The organism is Bacillus sp. FSL R5-0654, assembly GCF_038008745.1.
Lineage (GTDB): Bacteria > Bacillota > Bacilli > Bacillales > Bacillaceae > Bacillus > Bacillus safensis.
On the sequence record NZ_JBBOZV010000001.1, the window covers coordinates 811,092 to 832,552 of the forward strand.

Here is a 21,461-nt window from a genome sequence, read left to right on the forward strand (position 1 = left end):
ATGAAAAAAGGAATACTTTTTGTGATCGTGCTCTGCCTATGTATGACACTCACCTTTAATGAAAAAAAAGCTGGAGACTCTTTCCTTCAGCAAAACTCCTTATATATTGTGGTGTCGGGTGTACCAGAGGGGGGATTTGACCAAACGGCCCAGGTGATGAAATCAGTGCTTGAACAAGAGAAGCTGGTGAACCGGCCTGTGAACATTCTTTATCAAAGAGGCGGAACGGTGGATAAAGGATGGACATACATGATGGAGCGAGAAGCCAACTATATCAGTTTAAATTCAAGCTTATTGTTAAGCCGTAATTTACTTGGCAGCAGTAACGTGACGATGAATGATGTGACACCGCTGGCAATCCTTGCAGAAGAGTGGCAGGTCGTCGCAGTCCCGATGGATTCTCCTTTTGCAAATGGGAAGGAGCTGTTACACGCCCTCAAGAAAAAACCAGATTCCTTAAAAATTGGGTTTGCGCCTGACTTTGGAAATGATGATCAAATCTCATTCGCCCGGGCAGCAGAAATGGCAGGGATTGATCCATATCGCATTCAATTTTTGAAATTTGACAGTGCAGATGATTTATTTCAGGCGCTCATCAACCATGAAGTGGATGCAGCAACGACTACCATTACAGAGGTTCGTCATGATTATGAAAAAAAGAGGCTGAAGCTCGTTGCGACGACAACCAGCCAGCGCTTAGATGGATTTGAAGATGTGCCGACATGGAAAGAGCAGGGCATTCCGCTCATCTTTTCCCATTGGCGAGGTGTGATGGGCCCTAAACAAATGAGTCAGCATGACATTCGTGAATGGGATCAGCTTCTTCAAAAAATGACGGAAACGAAGTCCTGGAAAAAGCGATTAAAGCAAAAGGGCTGGACAAGTCGTTATATGAACAGCAAAGAGGCAAAGATCTTTATGGAAAATCAATTAAGGCAATATGAGCAATTGATACAAGGAGAACAAGCGGTCGAGTGAGACCGCTTCCTGCGTGCCGGTGCTCACGAATCTCATATTCGCTCCGCTTCAGTACTCGTCTTTCCTAGACTTCAAAGGTTTTCTATTACGCTGAAAAAAACAAAGGGCTAAAATAAACCCTTTGTTTTTTTCATGGAATCAAAAAGCCCAATGTTTGAACAAAATGAACAAAAAGCATTTATCGACCGAAAAAGAATTAAAATTCATAATATTTACTTCAATTCTCACCTCAGATATGATGACAAAAAGGGTTGGAAATGGGATACCAACACATTAATGAAAGCGTATACAACATAAGGGGTGAACAATATGTTAGCAATCTTAGGATTTCTTATGATGATTGTATTTATGGTTTTGATTATGACGAAACGTATGTCTGTTTTAACGGCATTGGTGTTAACACCGATTGCATTTGCTCTTATTGCAGGTTTTCATTTTACTGAAATTTCAGACATGATTGTCAAAGGCGTGCAGCAAGTCGCACCAACAGCGGTCATGATCATGTTTGCGATTTTGTACTTTGGCATTATGATTGATGCGGGTTTATTTGATCCAATGGTGGCGAAAATTTTAAAAATCGTTAAAGGCGATCCATTAAAAATCGTGGTCGGTACAGCTGTCCTGACGATGCTTGTTGCACTTGATGGTGATGGAACAACAACGTATATGATTACAACAACAGCGATGCTTCCACTATTTACGCTGCTTGGCATCCGTCCAATTATTTTAGCGGGTATTGCCGGGGTAGGCATGGGAATTATGAATACAATTCCATGGGGAGGAGCTACACCTAGAGCGGCGAGTGCACTTGGCGTTGACCCTTCACTTTTATTTGGACCGATGATTCCAGTCATTGGTGCAGGGGTTCTCAGTATGATAATTGTTGCTTATTTTCTTGGAAAAGCTGAAAGAAAACGCCTTGGTGTGATTGAACTTGACCAGCCGATTCATGCAAATGAAATGGCAGCGGCACTGCAAGATGACATCAAACGGCCGAAGCTTTGGTGGTTTAACCTGGCGCTGACTTTGTTATTGGTGCTGCTGCTTGTATCAGGTAAAGTCAGCTTAACTGTTCTATTTGTTCTTGCTTTCTGTGTGGCGATTATCGTGAACTATCCGAACTTAGATCAGCAGCGTGAGCGAATTGCCGCTCACTCAACAAACGTTTTAGCCATTGCTTCGATGATTTTTGCGGCAGGTGTTTTTACAGGTATTCTAACTGGAACGAAAATGGTCGATGAAATGGCGATTTCGATTGTATCTGCAATTCCAGAGCAGCTTGGCGGCTTTATTCCAGTCATTGTCGCATTAACAAGCGGGATCTTTACTTTCTTTATGCCGAATGATGCATACTTTTATGGCGTACTGCCGATCCTATCAGAAACAGCGGCAGCATACGGTGTCGATAAAATTGAGATTGCCAGAGCCTCTATTATTGGTCAGCCGATTCATATGTTAAGTCCACTTGTTCCATCGACTCATTTACTTGTTGGACTTGTTGGCGTATCACTGGATCAGCATCAGAAATTTGGGATGAAATGGGCTGTGCTGGCAGTCGTCGCTATGACCGTCATGGCGGTTCTCATTGGGGCCATTTCCATCTGGTAAATAAAAAAGTGTCTGCTGCGGGCAGGCACTTTTTTTAGGTCATATTGCCGGGCAGGCTCCATTCATTTGCCCTAGACAAAGATCTGCCTGTTCCTCCAAAAGATTTATTTTTGAAAAATACTGACACTTTTTCTGTTTTTTTCTTTATAATGCAAATCAACGAAGGGAGAGGATAGCATGTCCAAACGAAAAGGCACGATTCTTTTTGCTGCTGCATGCCTCTTGGCAGGCAGTTTGTCGATGGTGAGCCCAACTTCAGCTCATGCAGAAACCCCTTATTATGGAAAGAGTTATGAACAACCGGCTTCAGTGAAAAAGCTATACCCTAAGCCTGGCGAGACGTTTGAAACCCCTGCCTTTCAGAAAAAAGGAGAAGCATTTACGACACAAGAAGAGCTTCAAGCTTTCTTAAAAGACATTGTCCGCAAAAGCCCATATGCCACGCAGAAACAGATTGGAACATCCATTGAAGGCAGATCCATTCCGGCCCTGTACTTTACAAAGGATCGCTCCATTACTCCACTTTCAAAAAAGCCAACCATCTGGCTCCAAGCACAAATACACGGAAATGAACCAGCCTCCGGTGAATCTGCTCTCGTCATTGCAAAACGATTAGCAGGTGAAGAAGGAGAGCGTATACTCAATCATGTCAATATCATCATTGTTCCAAGAATCAATCCTGATGGTTCTTATGCGTTTGACCGCAGACTGGCAAACGGATTAGACGGAAACCGTGATCATATGACATTAGAATCTCCAGAACTGGCAGCCCTGCATCAAGAATTTAATCGGTATGCGCCAGAGGTAGTTATTGATGCCCATGAATACGATGTGGGTCAAAAGCAGTTTGAAAATATCGGTTCATCAGGCGCTCTCAAATATCATGATTTGCTTATTCTTTCAGGGAAGAATTTAAACATTCCTGAAAGCATCCGGCTGACATCAAATGAGTTATACGTTAACGGAGTTCGTGAAACGCTGACGAATAAAGGGTTTTCTAACGATTTGTATTATACAAACACAAGAGGAAAGGATGGAAAGATCGACATCTATGAAGGTGGAACGGATGCGCGAATTGGCCGTAATGCCCTTGCACTTTCGCCAGCCCTGTCATTTCTTGTAGAAAGCAGAGGGATTGGGATTGGAAGAGAGGATTTTGCCCGCCGCGTCGCTGCGCAAGTAGCCACCCATGAAAAAATCATTGAGACCACGGTGAAACATGCGAAACAGGTGAAGCGGCAAATGGTGACGGAGCGGCTGAAGCTGGTCAAAAAAGGACTGCAGCCAAATGATGATGATCAAGTGGTCATTCAAGATGATTTCCAAGCACCTGTCAATGACTCGCTGGAAATGGTTGATATTGAGAAGGGACAAACGACTCAAGTTCCTGTACGCTTTCATAGTGCGAGCGATGCTGTTCCTGTCTTAACAAGAGAACGGCCGACAGCTTATCTCATTCTTCCGGGGCATGAAGGTGTAGAAAAGAAACTCAGAACATTAGGATTTAAAAGTGTCACATTGCCGGCTGGCATGAAAGTGCCGGTACAAGCCTATCAGGTGACAAAGCGAGAGGAAAAGAGCAAAACAGATATTCAGCTTGAAACAAAACTCGTTGACAAGAAACGTCAGCTGCCAAAAGGAACAAAGGTATATGTCACGGCACAGCCGCAAACCAATTTGCTCTCACTTGCCCTTGAACCAGAATCAAAGGACAGCTATATGTCATCAGGGTTTATTGCTTCAAAAACAGGTGATGAACTGCCAGTCTATCGTTTCGTACTTCCTCAAAAGACGCTCGGCATTCAATAAAAAAGGACTAAAATGATTTTAGTCCTTTGTCTTCTTTTCAGCGTGATAGAAAACCTTTGCAGCCCTAGGAAGGGCGAGTACCGGAGCGGAGCGAATTGTACATTCGTGAGCACCGGCACGCAGGACTGACAAAGAATGCGAGGGTTTGTCTACACGCTGAAAGCGGCACTAGGCGTGCCGCTTTTTTATTTTCGTCCAGCTCTTATTTCATCTGTCATGCCTTCATATGGTGCTTCTGCGATAATGGTTTCGTCATTCACACCTGCATGATGGATATACGTAATGTCCGCAAATTCTGGGACAACATATTTTGGATAGGTTTCGTATTTTTCACGAGATTCTTTCATGAGATCGATGTAGTCATTTTGATAGCAGACGGTGATGTCTGGACGTTCATGCACCCATTTCGGGAAGAAGATGACGCCATGCATGCGTTTTTCTTCAGGCATAAAGTTCAGAGAGACGTCTGTCCCAGTTGGTTCTGTCCAAGAGACTTTGTATACGCCTTTTGTCAGCTTCACAATATTTACTTCTTGATCACGGACCCAGCGTCCTCCAACCATTCCGCTATGAATGCGGTAATCAATGGTGTGATCGTTTTTAATGTAAATCTCATATTCCCAGCCATTTTCATACGTATAAATCATATGAAGTCCAACGAATTGATCCATGTTTATTCCTTCTTTCATTAGAATGATGTTTTTTCAAACATGTTGTTATTTACATGTTTATTTTAAAGTCTATGGTATACTATTGTCAAAGAATAAGCGTTGGAGGCCCATCATGAGAGTACTAAAATATGCCATTCTTGGCTTGCTGGATCAGCGTGAGCTGACGGGATACGATATCACGAAACATTTTAAGGATTCCCTTGGACAGTTTTGGAGTGCGAAGCACAGTCAGATTTACCCTGAGCTGAAGCGTCTCACAGAGGAAGGGTTTATTGAATTTGATATTCACATACAAGGAAAAAAGCTGGAGAAGAAGGTCTATCAAATCACTGAGGCAGGAAAAGAAGAATTGCGTCAGTGGTTAAGAACAAAAGATCCGATTCCGGAAACTACAAAGGATGAATTCATGCTTAAAACCTTTTTCATCTCCTCCATGGACAAAGAAGAAGCGGCTGACCTGTTTGCCTATCAACTTTTAGAGCGCACCAAGAAAGTAGATGTGCTGGAACAAAAGCTGCACGCTTTGACAGAGGAAGACCCTTCTGCTGAATCACTGCATTCAGCGCAATTTGGGCATTACTTAGTGCTGACAAGGGCAATCGAAAGGGAAAAAGGCTATGTCCGCTGGCTCCAAAAGACCCTTAAACGTATTGATTCATCTATGATCTAAGGACAATGGTCGGATGATTTGATAAAAAATGGTTTGAAACGAGTGAATTTATCAATAGAAACCGCTACAATGGATATATTCGTATTAAAGTGAGGCGAGTATGTTTGAGTAATCAAGAAGCGTTGTGGAATGAAGCAGAAGCTTTTATTTCTGTATGCTATGAAGAATTAAACAAGTCAAATGAAGAGAAAGCAGCACGTCTGCATGAAATAAAAAAAGAAATTGAGTCTGAAGGAATTTATACGCATACACTAGAGGAATTAGCTCACGGGGCGAAAATGGCATGGCGCAACAGTAACCGCTGCATTGGCCGTTTGTTTTGGTCGACCCTGCAAGTGCATGACTGCCGGCATGTAAAGACAGAGGATGAGGTGAAGGAGGCGCTCTTTCATCATATTGAGTATGCGACAAATGGCGGGAAAATCAAACCGTCCATCACGATCTTTCCCCCAGAGAAAAACAGACAGAAGGAAGTCGTCATTTATAATCATCAGCTCGTTCGTTATGCAGGCTATGAAACGGAATATGGCATCATCGGCGACGAGGCATCTCTTGAATTAACAAAATTATGTGAAGCACATGGCTGGAAAGGGGAGGGCACACATTTTGATATTCTGCCTCTCATGTTTCAGCTAAAAGGTCAGCCGCCTGTTCTGTATGAGCTTCCGAAAGAAATCGTCCAAGAGGTAGAGATCACCCATCCTGAATATGATGGATTCCGTGATTTGGGACTAAAATGGTATGCGGTCCCGATTATTGCTGATATGAAATTAGAGATTGGCGGTATTCATTACAATGCTGCACCGTTTAATGGCTGGTATATGGGCACAGAAATTGGCGCACGCAACCTAGCGGATGAAAACCGCTACAATATGCTGAAAAAAGTCGCTTCTCTTTTAGGACTGGACACAACCAAGAATGCGTCCCTTTGGAAGGATAAAGCCATTGTCGAATTGAACGTGGCGGTTCTCCATTCTTATCGCGAAGCAGGGGTAACCATTGTCGATCACCATACAGCAGCACATCAATTCAAGCAGTTTGAAAAGCAGGAAGAAAAGGCTGACCGCAAGCTGACTGGGGACTGGACATGGCTGATTCCGCCAGTATCACCAGCTGCTACCCACATATTCCACAAGCATTACGACAATACCATTGTGAAACCAAACTATTTTTATCAGGACAAGCCCTATCACAGGACAGAAAAAGCCTAGCGAGAGCTATGCGTAAAGGAATAAATGGCGACACTGTTTTTAGCTCATGTCGTACGAATATTCCCACCGCAACGAGCCCGATTAGCACAACAACGATATTCCACATAGAGAAATGCCCAGATGATTTCGCTGCCAGCAAGCCAACTAGAAGGGCAATCAGACCCACCGCAAAGAGCAGAATTCCTGGCACATCAATCACACCCAGTAATTTTCGAAACGACATGTCACGTGAAACCGTTGCTGCTGGTCCATCATTAGGAATCATTTTCCAAGCTAATATAAAGCTCGCCACTACAAACGGGGTATTGACGATGAAGATCGCTGGCCAGTCCCACCATTGAATAAGTACTCCCCCGGCAAAAGGTCCTATAGCTGCCGCACCGGATAGGAAAATTGATAAACCTGCTAAAGCATCTGATTGCTTTTCTGTAATATGAATGCGTACTATAGCTGTTCCAACTGCAATCAGCATACTAGTTCCGATGGATTGTACGATTCTGAACACAATAAGCCATCCGAAATTTGTAGAAAATGGAGCCAGAATAGAAGAAACTAAGGATACAACAAGACCAGCCAGAAATATCTTCCTCCGGCCGAATAAATCACTAGCCTTCCCCATGACAGGTTGGGCGATAGCACTAGCGATATAAAATGAAAACACAATCCAGGAAACAGCAGTAAAATCAATGCTATACACATGTTGCAACCTAGCAATAGCAACAGAAATCATTGATGAATTTAAAGGGTTTAATAATATTCCTAGTCCAACGGAGATCATTAACCATCTGCTACGAGAATTCATTTTTTCTCCCCCTTTAAATTTGTTATATTGATATCTTACTTGGGATTTTACATTCATTCCAACGCATTTAAAGTTATGATATCATTGACCAAAAGGAATGATTGGAGAAAAAATGAAATGGAACTCCTTCAACTACAATATTTTCTAGAGGTAGCTCGATTAGAGCATGTAACCGAAGCTGCACGAAGCCTCCACGTTACGCAATCGTCGCTAAGCAAAACGATTCAGCGTCTGGAAGAAGATTTAGGGGTACCTTTATTTGATCGCACAGGCAGGAAGCTGCGATTAAATGAATTTGGCAAGAAATTCATTCGTCGCGCGGAAAGGGCTTTGTTTGAGTTGGAACAGGGAAAACAGGAGATTAGCGATTTGTCTAGAGGAGAATCTGGTACACTAAAGCTTGCGGTAACCACAGCAAGCACTTTGCCTCAGATGATGCGAGAGTTTCGTAAAAAACGTCCTAATATCCAATTTCATGTGCAAATGCTGACCACACTGGAAATGGTCACGCTTTTACATCGAGGCGAAGTCGATTTTTGCTTGTCGTCCTCTCCTTTTCAAGGGGAAGACATCGAATGTCAAGTTGTCTTTGTTGATCCCATTCTTGTAGCAGTTCCTAATGGGCATCGACTGGCAGACCGAACTAGCGTATGTTTAACAGAACTTAAGGATGAATGCTTTGTCGGTGTGAAAAGAGGATACGGCACTCGTGATTTAGTAGACTCTGTATGCAAATCGGCTGGAATTGACCTTAAATATGTGTATGAGGGCGATGAACCTACACGTTTGATCAGTCTTGTAGAAGCTGAAATTGGACTTGCCTTCATACCAAGCACAGCAAAAATATCATGGGGAAAGATTAAATATTTGCAAGTTGAGAATCATGAACTTGTACGTGATATCGCTTTATTATGGCATACAAGTCGATACATGACGCAAGCTTCATTGGAATTCCGCAAAGTAGTTCTAGACTATTTTGAGGCAATATCGAACCAGTCCAATTAATCTTATGCATGACTCGTACCGATTCGATGTTATAGAAGATCTAAGTCCCAACCAGCCTCAAACATATTTCTACAAGTAGGTGGTGAACAGTTTACTTGACGGAATCTATGTCCCACGCCCCTGTACGTTCTATCCTGGCTACTGATAGACTAAATCTAAATAAAAAAAGTTCAACCAGAAAGTTCTGGCTGAACTATATAATACGAAAGCTCCGTCTAACTATCATGAATAGGAATAATGTTTACATATAGCTAGGTTTTTTATGATCGTATTCGAAAATCCTGATAATGAGCAAGCTCGGTGAGCGGCTCCATTTGCATGTCGGTGACTTTTGAAAAAGGACTTCCTTTCCGGACAGTCTCTAAGAAATCAATCACTTTCTGCTGCTCACCCTCTACCTTTAACTCGACATCACCTTCATCTGTGTTGCGTACCCAGCCTTTCATTCCCCGATTGACGGCTTCTCCCTGAACAAAATAACGAAAGCCGACTCCTTGCACACGTCCTTTTACAATGGCGTGATAATGAATCATGGTCATCTCTCCTTTTTTCACATCGTACCATAGCCTGCATCTGATCTTCACGCCTCGACTATGATTTGATTGTCAAACGATGTAAAATAAAGGCCAGTAGACAACCAAAGGAGATGGCCATCGTGGGACAAAACAGATACGACATAGAAGGAATTCAAGTGGGACAACCTATCATTACATATGCGAATGGAAAAGAAATCAAAACAGCCATCAACAAAAGGCGCATTCATGAGCCTGTGTATTTAAGTCAGGTCAATTTTGAAGGAGATGGTCAAGGGGATTTGGTTCATCATGGGGGTTATGATAAAGCCGTCTGCGTCTTTCCATATGCTCATTATGCTCACTTTGAACAATTTTTAGGGGTACCATTACAGGAAGCTGCCTTTGGCGAGAATGTAACAGTGCGCCAGCTAGTCGAAACGAATGTGCATATTGGCGATGTGTTTCAGCTTGGAGATGCATTTGTTGAGGTGAGCCAGCCAAGACAGCCTTGTGTGAAATTGTCTCTTAAGCATGGCAACATGAAGCTTGTAAAGGAAGTGCAAAAAACAGGGTATACAGGCTTTTATTTACGTGTATTGAAAGAAGGCATGGTGCCGCCTGATGCATCGCTTGTACTAGTAGAAAAAGCGTCCCATCACATTACGGTCCATGAGGTCAACGAAGTCAAATATCGTCAAACAAGTCCAGAGAGACTGAAAGCTGTTCTTGAAGTAGATGCTTTAGCAGATGTGGTGAGGAAGTCTTTAGAAAAACGCATTCAGCACATTTAAAAAAAGCCGTACATTATCTTAAGATGTACGGCTTTTCAGCGTTTATGAGCTGCGTTTCTTTTGCTCAAGAAGATTTGCAAGGAAATATGTTTTTAAGCTTTGAAGCTTTCTTCCTTCATGCTTAGTCACACCAAGCTTCTTTAATTCTTCGACATACCAGCCTTTGCTACCATAATGCATGATAGAAAACTCCTTTCAATTGAAACTGCCTGCATTGTAACATCTCAAAAAAGGACGTGAAAAGCGTGCAGGTGTCAAGAAATGAAAACTGATTCTATCTGCCTATGATCCATGTATATGCTGGAAATATTGATTTATGAATTTGGCGGGTTGAGGGTAACGAGGATCATGCCGACCGTCATAATCATGATGACAACACCAAGATAGGTCATCATGGATTGTTTTTTCTTAATCCCTACAACCGTTAAGATAATACTTTCGATGAAAAAGATAACACCTATGATGATGAACCACATATCAAATAAGACCCCTTTCACATATCTTTGCCTATTTTACCACAGGCTTTTTTGTTTAGTCGTGACAGATTCGTGAAACGGGCATGAAAAAATCCCCTCCAGTGAAGAAGGGGATACAGCGTGTAGACAAACCCTCGCATTCGTTGTCAGGTCTGCGCTCCGGTGCTCACGAATGTCAAATTCGCTCTGCTCCGCTGCTCGTCCTTCCTAGACTGCAAAGGTTTTCTATCACGCTGAAAAGAAGACAAAGGGCTAAAATCAACATCATTTTAGCCCTTTGTCAACAATCTGAATCCCCTCCAGTGAAGGAGGGGATAGCTGGCTTACAGCTTTGTTAAAATAATCGGTTCGTCTTTAGTGATCACAATCGTATGTTCAATCTGTGCGACTAGACTTTTATCTGGTGTTTTAAATGTCCAGCCATCATCAGCCTGATAAATCGATTCAGCATTTGTTGAAATGAAAGGTTCAAAGGCAATGACTGTGCCATTTTTAAACAAAGCATTATCGAATGGATCATAGTAGTTCAAGATATGGTTAGGTGCTTCATGCAGATTCTTCCCAATGCCGTGTCCTGTCAGGTTTTTAATGACGGTAAATCCTTGTTCTTTCGCTGTATTGTAGACCGCACGGCCAATTTGGTTTTGTCTTTTACCGGCTTTTGCATGTTTTAATCCTTCAAGGAACGCATCTTCCGCACACTTACATAATGCTTCAAGACGAGCATCACCTGTACCTAAAACGAATGAAATGCCCGTATCGGAATAATAGCCGTCCAGTTCTGCTGAGATATCAATGTTCACGAGGTCGCCCTCTTGTAAAATGGTTTTTTCACTTGGGATACCGTGTGCAACTTCATCGTTCACGCTGATACAAGTGGTACCAGGGAAGTCATATTCCTTTTCAGGTGCTGAATTGGCACCGTGCTCTTCTAATATTTTTTTCCCAATCAAATCTAATTCTTTTGTAGACATGCCTGGTTTCGCTTGGCTTTTCATTTCTTCTCTTGCCAAAGCGACAATTCGGCCGACTTTTTTTAAGGCTTCTAACTCATGATCATGTTTGACAATCACTGTTCATTCCCGCTTTCTATATCTTCATTCTATTCAATAGCTTACCACATTTTACGCAAAAAGAGTAAAGAGCGGAATTCAAATGGATGTGGACAAATTGGTATAGATAACTAGACGTGCATATGATATATTTTTTATGAACATCATGAATGCTTTGGTCATGATGATGACAAAGGGGGGAAATCAGATGGTGTTTCAGTTTTTTCAAAAGCTAGGAAAATCATTTATGCTTCCAATCGCTGTACTTCCAGCAGCAGGGATTATTTTGGCCATTGGGCGGGAGGATGTATTCAATATCCCGTTTATTCATGCGGCAGGGAATGCAATTTTTGCGAACTTGGCTTTAATTTTTGCAATGGGTGTAGCGATTGGTATTTCAAAGGATGGGAACGGGGCAGCGGCATTATCAGGAGCGATCTCTTATTTTATTTTGTCAGCCGGTACAACGTCGATTAACTCAACCAACAATATGGGTGTATTGGGCGGTATTTTATGCGGGCTTTTGGCAGGTTATGTTTACAATAAATTTAAGGATACGAAACTGCCGGAATACTTAGGTTTCTTTAGCGGAAGGCGGCTTGTGCCTATAATGACCGCACTTTTCACCATTCTATTAGCAGCCGTTTTCGGATATGTATGGCCGCCGATTCAAAGTGTAATCAATGATTTAGGAGAATGGATTTTAAGCCTTGGTGCAACAGGTGCAGGGCTGTTTGGTTTCTTTAACCGATTGCTCATTCCATTAGGACTTCACCATGTCTTGAATAACTTATTTTGGTTTCAATTCGGTGAATTCAGCGGGGCAACAGGGGATTTAGCGCGATTCTTTAAAGGAGATCCAAGTGCAGGTGTCTTTATGACTGGATTCTTCCCAGTGATGATGTTTGGTCTGCCAGCGGCATGTCTAGCCATGGTTGTAACTGCAAAACCTGAGAAACGAAAAGCAACAGCTGGTCTGATGATTGGGATGGCACTTACATCATTTATAACAGGGATCACTGAACCAATTGAATTTTCTTTTATGTTTTTATCACCACTTTTATATGGTGTCCATGCTATTTTGACGGGACTTTCGCTTTTTATTGTGAATACCCTTGGGATTCATAGCGGTTTTGCCTTTTCAGCAGGTGCGATTGATTACGTCTTAAGCTTCGGCATTGCGCAAAAGCCGATCTTGCTTCTCGTAGTAGGAATCATTTATGGCGTCGTGTACTTTGTCGTTTTCTATTTCCTCATTAAACTATTAAAGCTGAAAACACCAGGCAGGGAAGATGATGACATAGAAGATATCGCAGCAGATGATGTGGTGACGGCAGGAGGAGCGAGTATGCTCGTAGAGGGACTTGGCGGCAAAGACAACATCACCACGATTGATCATTGTGCCACACGTCTTCGCTTAACAGTAGAGGATACAAATTTATTAAATGAAGGTACATTGAAAAAAGCAGGTGCCAAAGGGGTGCTGACTTCTGGAAAAACATCCGTACAAATTATTATTGGAACGAATGTAGAATTTGTCGCAGATGATCTCCGTAAGGAAGTCGATCGAGATTAAAAAAAACGTTCAGCCAGGTCAAATGGGCTGAACGTTTTTTTGTTTACGCTGTTCGATCACTAGCACAATACTGATCACAACGAGTAAGAACCATGAGCTAATTTTCCCTAGATGAACAATGGACCAAGCATGCTGCTGATTTGGATATTGCCATGCGCCTAAAAAGGTGGTGACATTTTCGGCAATCCAAATAAAAAAGCCAATCAGGAGAAATGAAACAATAAGCGGCATTCGAAAGGAAGATGGACCAACCTGAAACGAAACCGATGTTTTCCGAAACACAACAACAAGCAGACATGTCAGCCACCATCTGACATCATAGAGCCAGTGATGCGTAAAGAAATTGAGATAAATGCACAAACTGATGCCAATTGAAAGAAATGGATGAGGCCAGTCGGCCACTTTTACATGAAGTCGTGAAAATGCCTGATAAATATAACTAGCCACACTCGCATACATAAAGCCGCTATAAAGTGGAACCCCAAATATTTTTGTATAAGCTTCTTCTGGGTAGGACCAAGAGCCCATATGTACTTTATACACTTCTAAACAGATTCCTATGAGATGAAATAGACAAATGACCTTTAGCTCCGCCCAAGTCTCCAGCCGCAGCGTCAGCATCAGGATCTGAGCCGCGAGGCAAAGCAGTAGAATGAAATCATACCGGTGAAGAAAAGGAATAGACACCGTCTTTGATAGGGCAAGCGCCGCAAAGATCATGACGGGGAATAGACATGAGATGGCCTGTAAATAAGCAAAATGAAATAGTGTTTTCATACAAAATTAAACCCCTTTTTACGGTCTGAAATGACTTAGACGGTTTTCGCAAGGGAAAAGTTTACCTCAACTAGATATTCATGAACAATTTGTGAATATATATGTGAAAAAGATCACAAATTAGATATAGCATAGTATAATAAGATCATAAAGAAAATGTGAAATATTTCACATAATTTAAAAGGAGGCATCATCATGTTTACAAAATTCTTACAAACGAATGTATGGGCAGCTGTTATCCTTTTGGCAGCAAGACTTTATATCGGATGGACTTGGCTGACATCTGGTATTGGAAAACTAACAGGTGGATTTGATGCATCAGGCTATTTGCAATTTGCGATATCTGAACCTGTCGTCAAAGATGGTCATCTAGTGTATCCGTTCTATGTATGGTTTTTAGAAAATGTCGCTTTGCCAAATGCCGGACTATTCAGTGCCATGGTCATGTGGGGAGAAATCTTAGTAGGCCTAGGATTAATTGTTGGATTGTTTACAACAACGGCAGCCTTTTTTGGAAGCGTGATGAATGTCTCTTTCCTACTAGCTGGAACTGTCTCTGTGAACCCGCTGCTTCTTCTGATCGCAGTCTTCATCATGGCAGCGAAAGGAAACGCCGGAAAACTTGGTCTTGATTATGTAGCAGGTCCAGTCCTCAAACGAAAATTGAAAAGAAAGCCGCAATTAGAAGTGGCATCATAATAAAAGAAAAGCATCCTGAGTAAACGCTCAGGATGCTTTTTTATTTAAGAATTGGCTTTTATCAAGTTGATATGCAGCACGGTGAGTTCATGCTGGCTGATATCAGGATCATGTCCAACGATAAATTCAAGCTCATAATCACCGGTTCGATACACATATTTTTTCTCTTTTGTCTGCGGAATGGTGCTCACTGAATCCGCTGGTCCAAGCTGTTTCTTTAGTAACGAAGGGGTCATACCGCCGATATTTGTTTCTTTTTCTACATTTGTACCGAAATAACGGATTTCATCAATTTTGCCTTTTGCATCATAGTGAAAAGCAAATCCGGGATTCCCCATTTCCGCATGATACAAATCAAAGCTGCTTTGACCTGTTTCTGGATATGGATTTCCGAGCTGATGATGAACGTCTTTTTTGGTTTGAACGCCTATTTTCAATCCTTTAGCATAGTAGGGCATTTGTCCTTTATGTGCCAGCTCATAAATGCTGGTAAGCGCGGCATTTGGACCTTGAGGAACGGATTGTTCTGCTGCCGGTTTGGTCATGGCGTGTGCTGAGACAGCAGGGCTGAAACCGAAAAGGGCAGACGAAGCAAGTGAGGCAGTCACGACAAAAGCTGCTGATTTCTTCATGATATATCCCTCCTTCTTCTCCTATACCCGGAGTAATCATGATCAAACGTAAAAAGAACCAGCTGATCAAGGATCGGCTGGTTCTTAGCATGAGAACGTTATTTTGAAGAAGAGCTGGATTCATCTTTGGCGGAAGAGGAATCCTTTTCATCCTGTACTTTCTTTGTATAGTCATAATCATTGCGGTCAATCGGTGTAAAGCCTTTAGGCTTGTAGAAACGGAGTAAATCTTCGGTGACAATCTTATCAGATGTCTCCAGCATCTTTTTCACCGTTTCATTTTCTTGGGATGCCTTGTCAGTTGGCTCGATTTTCTCGCCTGTTTTGTTGCTGTAATAGTTATTGCCTACTTTCGTGTAGTCCTTAGACACGAAGTCACCATTTCTAAATGGCACAAGCTCTTTAAAGTTCTTCGATAGGATATCAGAACCAGACATTAAATAGTTCTTCGTATCATCGCCAAGCAGGTGCAGAAGGGTTGGTGCGACATCGACTTCACCAGAGTATTTATGAATCTGTCCGCCTTTTACGCCAGGAACATGGATAAAGAGCGGCACACGCATGAGCTGCGCATTTTCATAATCTCCAATTTTTTGTCCTGTCACTTTTTCCATCGCTTCATTATGGTTTTCAGAAATACCGTAATGATCTCCGTACATAATGACGACTGTGTTGTCATAAAGACCTGACTTTTTTAGATCATTGAAGAACTGTTCAATCGCTTCATCTAAATAATGAGCCGATTGGAAGTAGTTATCGACGACAGAGTCACCGAAATCACCAGGTTCGAAATCAGTATCACCTTCGTCCATTCCAAATGGGAAATGATTCGATAAGGTAATGAACTTCGAATAAAACGGCTGCTTCAAGTTTTCAAGCATTGGCATCGATTCTTTGAAGAACGGTTTGTCTTTCAGTCCATAGTTCTTCGTATCCTGCTCGTTCATATCGTAGTACTCAGAATCGTAAAATCTGTCATACCCAAACGACTTAAACATTTCATTACGGTTCCAGAAGGTTTTCGTATTGCCATGGAATTCTGCTGACGTGTACTGATCCTTCTTCAGAATGCCAGGAAGTGCTTGATACGTGTTTTGCGCTTTGTTAATAAAAACAGAGCCCTGTGATAATGGGAATAGCCCAGTATCCATCATAAATTCAGCATCAGACGTTTTTCCCTGTCCTGTTTGATGGAAGAAGTTATCAAAGTAAAACGTTTTGTTGTCGTGTGCCAATGAATTAAGGAATGGCGTTACTTCTTTTCCATTCACCTTATAATCAATGACAAAGTTTTGCAGAGATTCAAGAGAAATTGTAATGACGTTCATGCCTTTCGCTTTCCCGTAATAAGCAGGGTTAGGATCAGCACTGTTCGCTTTTAAATAGTTCTCTACATCTGTCACGTCATTTGAATTTGCCAGAGCACGCTGGCTGTTTGATTTCACATTTTGAATGGCATCAAACACAGTAAAGTTATAAGCACCTAAATATTTAACTAAATAATTGCGGTCGAACGATCTTGATAAAAGCTCTGGACGATCGATCTCTGCAGCAACTAAGTTTAAAACAAAGATCACAACAGAGGACACAAGGACGAGTCTAAACGATTTTGACTTTTGAACAGGTACAGTGGCTGTACTTGTTTGCTGCTGCCTTTTCATGCGGACTGCAAGTACAATCAAAATGATTGTATCAATAAAGTAAAACACATCAGTCCAACGCATGAGTGAAAATGCACTATCACCTAATTGTCCGCCATTCGTTCCTGCCTGCATCACTGTAGGCAGCGTGATAAAGTCATTGAAGAATCGATAGTACACGATGTTTGCGTATAGTAAAAAAGACATGAAAAAGTGAATCACAATGATAGCGGCAGGCTGCCATTTTTTCTTGAACAATAAAGCAAAGCCAAGAAAGAACAAGCTGGAGCTAATAGGATTCACGAAAAGCAAAATATGCTGAAGCACATTTGATATACCAAGTTTAAATTCGATTAAATACGCTGAATACGTTTTGAGCCATAGTAAGATGGCTGCAATCAGAAAGAAGCCGAGACCTCTTTTTTGAATAAATGTTTTCATATAAACACTCCTTTTCTCCGTTAAACGGAAGAGGCGGAACGAAAGAAAACGAACCATTAGAATATACCACGAAATGCACAAATAGAAAAGTCATATCCAGTGAAGAGCCTTTGCAAGTCTGTCCGAGCAATAAAAGGAGAGAAAATGAAAATATTCGCCCATCGAAAAACTTTTTATGAAAATCGACCTATCATTTACAGAAAATTCAGCAATTTTCCAGTTGCTATATCAATAAAACAGGTAAAAAGATACAAGTCTAAAGAATTAATTTAATTTCTACAATGGTCATTTAGAGAGTATTTCCATTGTTTATTAATGTTTATGCAGGTTAAACAAAAAAAATGAGCCATGTAATGGAATAAGACGATGGATAAAAATTCCTCCTATACGATATATCAATATATTTTTGTGTTTCGTGAACATAATGGTTTTTATGTGTTTTTTAAGGGTTTCATTTATTTTAATAAGTGAACAAATTATCTAAATATACTTAAGTGAACATATCGAGACTATAAACTTCTGAATTGGGGTCGATATAGACAGTGACAGGAAATCTTCCATTGAAAGGATTGATAGTATATGACTGTACGAGCAGAGAACCTCGTTCAGAACTGGTTTCCGAGTGAGGACGGAAATGCAGGAGAGCGTAAAGAACTCATCAAATTGATGGAGCAGATCATTTCAGGGGTCGATGACCTGAAAGATCCCAACCGTGCACACCTTAAAGGTGAAAAGAATCGTGGGGAGGACTTTTACAAAAAGCTCACTGAAACAAGTCAAATTCCGATGAACGGCCAGCAAGCGGAACTTGTGAATGAAGAATTACTGAAGCTTTTACATAACCATCCATACCACACCAAGTATTTCTTCACGAACATTTTGCCAATGGCAAGTACACCAGGAATTTTAGGCATGCTGACAGCTATGCTGGTAAACGGAAACAACCTTTGGGATGTTTATGGACCAGCAGGTGCGGAAGCTGAGGTCAGAGTGGTTTCAATGATGTCTAAGCTCATCGGATATGATCCAAATATGAGCGGGGGATACACAACATGGGGAGGTCAAGGAGCGATTTTTTCAGGACTTCGTTTAGCGATCGCAAAAGCTGCGCCGGAGTCACTGCGAAAAGGAGTTCCACAAAATCTTTATGCGTTTTGTTCTGATGCTGCACATTACAGCTTATTTAAGTCAATGGAAGCAACAGGACTAGGCACAAACAACTTAATCAGAATTAAGACGAATAAAGATCATTCAATGGATATGGAAGATTTGCGTTGTCAAATGGAACGTGTTGCACAGGGTGGCGGGATTCCCGTTTATATTGTGGCAACAACCGGAACAACAGATGCCATTGCAATTGATGATGTCAAAGGGGTACGTGAAACAGCAGAAGCGATTGCTGAAAAGTATGATCTGAAGGTGCCGCATATTCATGCAGATTCGGCGCTGGGTGGATTCTTTGCTTTCTTTAATGAGTATGATGTATCAGAAAACCCGCTGCAATTCTCAGTCGGTGTTCTTCGTATGCTAAAAGAAATCAAAGCGAAATTCCAGCATCTTTCTCTTGCAGACTCGATGTGCTTTGATTTTCAAAAGCTTGGCCAAACACCTTACACATCCAGTTTATTCTTAGTGAAAAACGCTGCTGACTTAAAGCGTTTGGACCTGGAAGAACAAGAGACACCATACGTTGGCCATAGAGGCTACGGGGAATACCATACGGGTTATACACTTGAGTGTTCAAGAATGGGAAGCTCAATCAGCATGCTGAGTGTGCTCTTAACGTTTGGGGTTGAAGGCTATCAGCGCTTGCTCGGTCAATTCTTAGAAGTGAACCTTGCCTTCAGAGAAGCACTTAGTCGAGAAATTCCGCAAGCAGAAGTCGTGAATGATGACAACGTCGGAATGGCTACATTATTTAGAATTTACCTAGACGGCTCACCGCGTTTTCAAGAAGAGATTTCTGGCGAAGCAACTTCAATGGAAATTGAGAGAAACAATGAATTGAACAAAATGCTGTTTGAAAAACTTGGAGAGAAAAGAGATGAGATGTTCTTTGGCGATACAACGAAGTTTTTACTTGTCAACTCAAAAGAAGGTCAAGAATTCTATCTAAGTGTTAGTAAGTTTTTTGTCATCTCACCTTATACGTTACCAGAGCATATCCCTCATATCGTATCTTATTTAAAAGATGTGATTGCATCTGTTTGTGGTCAATTTGAAAATGTACATGCTTAAATCAAATCTGAGAGTGGAGATGTAGGAAAAAATGGCGAAACAAAGGAAATTTGGAGGATACACGATATCCTCTAAAATCATGTCAGTCGTTACCGTAACATTACTCGCAACCGTAGCATTATTCGTTCTAACCTTTTATCTAGTGAGCCAGGATTTATCATCCCAGTTATTAAAGCAATTTGATTATCGATTAACAACAGATATTGATACCGCCAAAAAAGAAATCGATAACATCGATGGAAACGTACTCAGCATTAGCGGGAAGGATGATCCTATTTATGCTGAGATCAAAACGAAATTCGCAGAGCTTCAAAAAGATCATACGCTTGAGAACTTATACGTGTTATCTAATAAAGGCGGCAAAGAAAGAATTATTATACTAACCGGTGAAGAAAATGACTTTGATCAAGATTATGCTTTTTCAGAAGAGATGAAACAAGCGCTCTCTGAAGATAAAATGGTCAAAAGTGATATTTACAAAGATTCATTTGGTACACATAAATCAGTCTTTTTGCCAATCAAGGATTCAGGCGGTGAGCTGACAGGGATTTTAGGCATTGATTTAGATGCGTCTGTCGTGCCTCAAACAACGCAGAAGTTGATGATCTATATCACAGTGGCATCTGCCATTGTGCTTATCGGTGGATTACTCTTCTCATACTTCATGGGAAGAAGAATTGCAAAACCAGCACGTTCCTTGATGGAATCAGCGAATCGAATTGCTGACGGTGATTTAACTGGTATGGTAGAGGTTGAAAGTAAAGATGAGATCGGCCAGCTTGCCGCATCCTTCCAAAAGATGCAGGGACGGATTAAAGAGCTCATTTCGAAAATCTCAAACTCATCTAGTGAAGTGTCGAAAATGTCTTCACAGCTTCGTACGGTGACGACCGAATCAAGTCAAAGTGCGCAGCAAGTATCAGAAGCTATGACGAATATGAGTGAAGGAATCAATGATTCTGTCGCAAATATCACGGATTGTACGAGATCCGTTGCAGAGATCGATACTCAAATCGAAGGCGTCACAAAAGAAGTCGACGAAATGAAATCTGTTTCATCTGACGTACAAAAGCAATCAGAATCTGGTCAAAAATTAGTGAACCATGTGCTTGATCATCTGAATATGCTACATGACAAGATGACCAACTCAAAGCAGGCAGCAGAAGAATTACAATCTCATTCAACGGAGATTGAAAGTGTCATCTCAATTATTACGGACATTTCAGCCCAAACGAATCTGCTTGCACTGAATGCTTCAATTGAAGCGGCACGTGTTGGAGAAGAAGGAAAAGGGTTTGCTGTTGTGGCAGATGAGGTGCGCAAGTTAGCTGAGCAATCAGCGGATGCGGCTAAAACCGTTTCAGATCTTGTCATCGGCACACAGGAAAACAGTCAGCGCGTTCTTGAAAGTGTAGAGGAAAGTAGTAAAGCAGTGGAAGAAGGACGTGAGCAAATGGAAGGCACGTCACAAAATTTCGCTTTGATTTACGACGGTGTATCTCAGTTTTCAAGAAGAACGAACAATTTGCTTGCTTCTATTAAGCAAGTTGAGCAAGCATATCAAACGATTTCTACATCGATTGAGCAAATTTCTGTTGTATCAGAAGAACATGCAGCCAGCTCTCAAGAAGTGGCGGCAGCAACAGAACAGCAAAGTGCTGGTATGCAGCAAATTTCAAGTGCGATTGAACAGCTCTCTGACATGTCAGAGGACTTAGCACAAATGGTCTCAACCTTCAAAGTCGACAATAAATAACGAGAAAGGGCTAAAATATTTTAGCCCTTTTTCTCTTTTCAGCGAAGAAGGGACGAGCACCTGAGCGCAGGATAGACACCGAATGCGAGGGAGTGTCTAGATGCTGAAGCTGGC

The 21,461-nt window shown here is 41.6% G+C and carries 19 protein-coding genes and 1 pseudogene; 11 read left to right on the forward strand and 9 right to left on the reverse strand.

The window, feature by feature from the left end; genetic code table 11:
- The 3 genes from NSS76_RS03865 (at position 1) to NSS76_RS03875 (ending at position 4,395) form a co-directional block, all read left to right on the forward strand.
- Entirely contained in the window at positions 1-978 is a 978-nt protein-coding gene (locus NSS76_RS03865) for a tripartite tricarboxylate transporter substrate-binding protein (RefSeq protein WP_024424603.1), read from the forward strand.
- A 309-nt stretch (positions 979-1,287) separates the two neighbouring features.
- The gene (locus NSS76_RS03870; RefSeq protein ID WP_034283666.1) at positions 1,288-2,586 is read left to right on the forward strand and encodes a citrate:proton symporter; all 1,299 of its coding nucleotides are present in this window, start codon (positions 1,288-1,290) and stop codon (positions 2,584-2,586) included.
- 177 nt (positions 2,587-2,763) lie between these two features.
- Positions 2,764-4,395: a M14 family metallopeptidase gene (locus tag NSS76_RS03875; protein WP_281237294.1), complete on the forward strand. Its 1,632-nt coding sequence runs from the start codon at positions 2,764-2,766 to the stop codon at positions 4,393-4,395.
- A 185-nt stretch (positions 4,396-4,580) separates the two neighbouring features.
- On the opposite strand, the gene NSS76_RS03880 is transcribed toward NSS76_RS03875, so the two are convergent.
- Complete coding sequence (locus NSS76_RS03880) at positions 4,581-5,066, reverse strand: phenolic acid decarboxylase (protein ID WP_008341777.1); 486 nt, start codon at positions 5,064-5,066, stop codon at positions 4,581-4,583.
- Positions 5,067-5,178: 112 nt separating this feature from the next.
- Between NSS76_RS03880 and NSS76_RS03885 the strand changes: the two genes are divergently transcribed.
- Both NSS76_RS03885 and NSS76_RS03890 read left to right on the forward strand, forming a co-directional pair.
- Positions 5,179-5,736: a PadR family transcriptional regulator gene (locus NSS76_RS03885; protein WP_044335443.1), complete on the forward strand. Its 558-nt coding sequence runs from the start codon at positions 5,179-5,181 to the stop codon at positions 5,734-5,736.
- Positions 5,737-5,840: 104 nt separating this feature from the next.
- Positions 5,841-6,947, forward strand: a complete 1,107-nt coding sequence (locus NSS76_RS03890; protein WP_044335441.1) for a nitric oxide synthase oxygenase — start codon at positions 5,841-5,843, stop codon at positions 6,945-6,947.
- Between the two features lie 10 nt (positions 6,948-6,957).
- On the opposite strand, the pseudogene NSS76_RS03895 reads toward NSS76_RS03890, so the two are convergent.
- A pseudogene (locus tag NSS76_RS03895) lies at positions 6,958-7,749 on the reverse strand (MFS transporter); the annotation flags it as partial.
- A gap of 117 nt (positions 7,750-7,866) precedes the next feature.
- On the opposite strand from NSS76_RS03895, the gene NSS76_RS03900 reads away from it, so the two are divergent.
- Positions 7,867-8,754 carry a LysR family transcriptional regulator gene (locus NSS76_RS03900; RefSeq protein WP_024424608.1) on the forward strand — a complete coding sequence of 296 codons (888 nt, stop codon included), beginning with the start codon at positions 7,867-7,869 and terminating at the stop codon, positions 8,752-8,754.
- 260 nt (positions 8,755-9,014) lie between these two features.
- Here NSS76_RS03900 and NSS76_RS03905 read toward each other — a convergent pair whose 3' ends face one another.
- Positions 9,015-9,287 (reverse strand): acylphosphatase, encoded by a 273-nt coding sequence (locus tag NSS76_RS03905; RefSeq protein WP_024424609.1) that lies wholly within the window; start codon positions 9,285-9,287, stop codon positions 9,015-9,017.
- Positions 9,288-9,409: 122 nt separating this feature from the next.
- On the opposite strand from NSS76_RS03905, the gene NSS76_RS03910 reads away from it, so the two are divergent.
- Complete coding sequence (locus NSS76_RS03910; RefSeq protein WP_341080861.1) at positions 9,410-10,060, forward strand: MOSC domain-containing protein; 651 nt, start codon at positions 9,410-9,412, stop codon at positions 10,058-10,060.
- A gap of 42 nt (positions 10,061-10,102) precedes the next feature.
- Here the strand turns inward: NSS76_RS03910 and NSS76_RS03915 are convergent, their stop codons facing one another.
- The 3 genes from NSS76_RS03915 to map form a co-directional block, all read right to left on the reverse strand.
- The gene (locus NSS76_RS03915) at positions 10,103-10,240 is read right to left on the reverse strand and encodes a YflJ family protein (protein WP_064497716.1); all 138 of its coding nucleotides are present in this window, start codon (positions 10,238-10,240) and stop codon (positions 10,103-10,105) included.
- 134 nt (positions 10,241-10,374) lie between these two features.
- Entirely contained in the window at positions 10,375-10,536 is a 162-nt protein-coding gene (locus NSS76_RS03920) for a hypothetical protein (protein WP_087978305.1), read from the reverse strand.
- A 323-nt stretch (positions 10,537-10,859) separates the two neighbouring features.
- Entirely contained in the window at positions 10,860-11,609 is a 750-nt protein-coding gene (gene map / locus NSS76_RS03925) for a type I methionyl aminopeptidase (RefSeq protein WP_024424611.1), read from the reverse strand.
- A 187-nt stretch (positions 11,610-11,796) separates the two neighbouring features.
- On the opposite strand from map, the gene nagE reads away from it, so the two are divergent.
- Positions 11,797-13,164, forward strand: coding sequence for an N-acetylglucosamine-specific PTS transporter subunit IIBC (gene nagE / locus NSS76_RS03930; RefSeq protein WP_171464057.1), 1,368 nt, complete (start codon positions 11,797-11,799; stop codon positions 13,162-13,164).
- Positions 13,165-13,182: 18 nt separating this feature from the next.
- Here the strand turns inward: nagE and NSS76_RS03935 are convergent, their stop codons facing one another.
- Complete coding sequence (locus tag NSS76_RS03935) at positions 13,183-13,941, reverse strand: DUF817 domain-containing protein (RefSeq protein WP_044335436.1); 759 nt, start codon at positions 13,939-13,941, stop codon at positions 13,183-13,185.
- Positions 13,942-14,136: 195 nt separating this feature from the next.
- Between NSS76_RS03935 and NSS76_RS03940 the strand changes: the two genes are divergently transcribed.
- Positions 14,137-14,640, forward strand: coding sequence for a DoxX family protein (locus NSS76_RS03940; protein WP_024426621.1), 504 nt, complete (start codon positions 14,137-14,139; stop codon positions 14,638-14,640).
- Positions 14,641-14,684: 44 nt separating this feature from the next.
- Here NSS76_RS03940 and NSS76_RS03945 read toward each other — a convergent pair whose 3' ends face one another.
- Together NSS76_RS03945 and NSS76_RS03950 are read right to left on the reverse strand one after the other, a co-directional pair.
- Entirely contained in the window at positions 14,685-15,272 is a 588-nt protein-coding gene (locus tag NSS76_RS03945; protein ID WP_044334631.1) for a YjgB family protein, read from the reverse strand.
- A gap of 98 nt (positions 15,273-15,370) precedes the next feature.
- Positions 15,371-17,353: an LTA synthase family protein gene (locus NSS76_RS03950; protein ID WP_103132784.1), complete on the reverse strand. Its 1,983-nt coding sequence runs from the start codon at positions 17,351-17,353 to the stop codon at positions 15,371-15,373.
- 579 nt (positions 17,354-17,932) lie between these two features.
- Here NSS76_RS03950 and NSS76_RS03955 point away from each other — a divergent pair.
- Positions 17,933-19,591 (forward strand): pyridoxal phosphate-dependent decarboxylase family protein, encoded by a 1,659-nt coding sequence (locus NSS76_RS03955; protein ID WP_044334637.1) that lies wholly within the window; start codon positions 17,933-17,935, stop codon positions 19,589-19,591.
- Between the two features lie 31 nt (positions 19,592-19,622).
- Positions 19,623-21,347, forward strand: a complete 1,725-nt coding sequence (locus tag NSS76_RS03960) for a methyl-accepting chemotaxis protein (RefSeq protein WP_206533998.1) — start codon at positions 19,623-19,625, stop codon at positions 21,345-21,347.
- Positions 21,348-21,461: the final 114 nt, after the last annotated feature.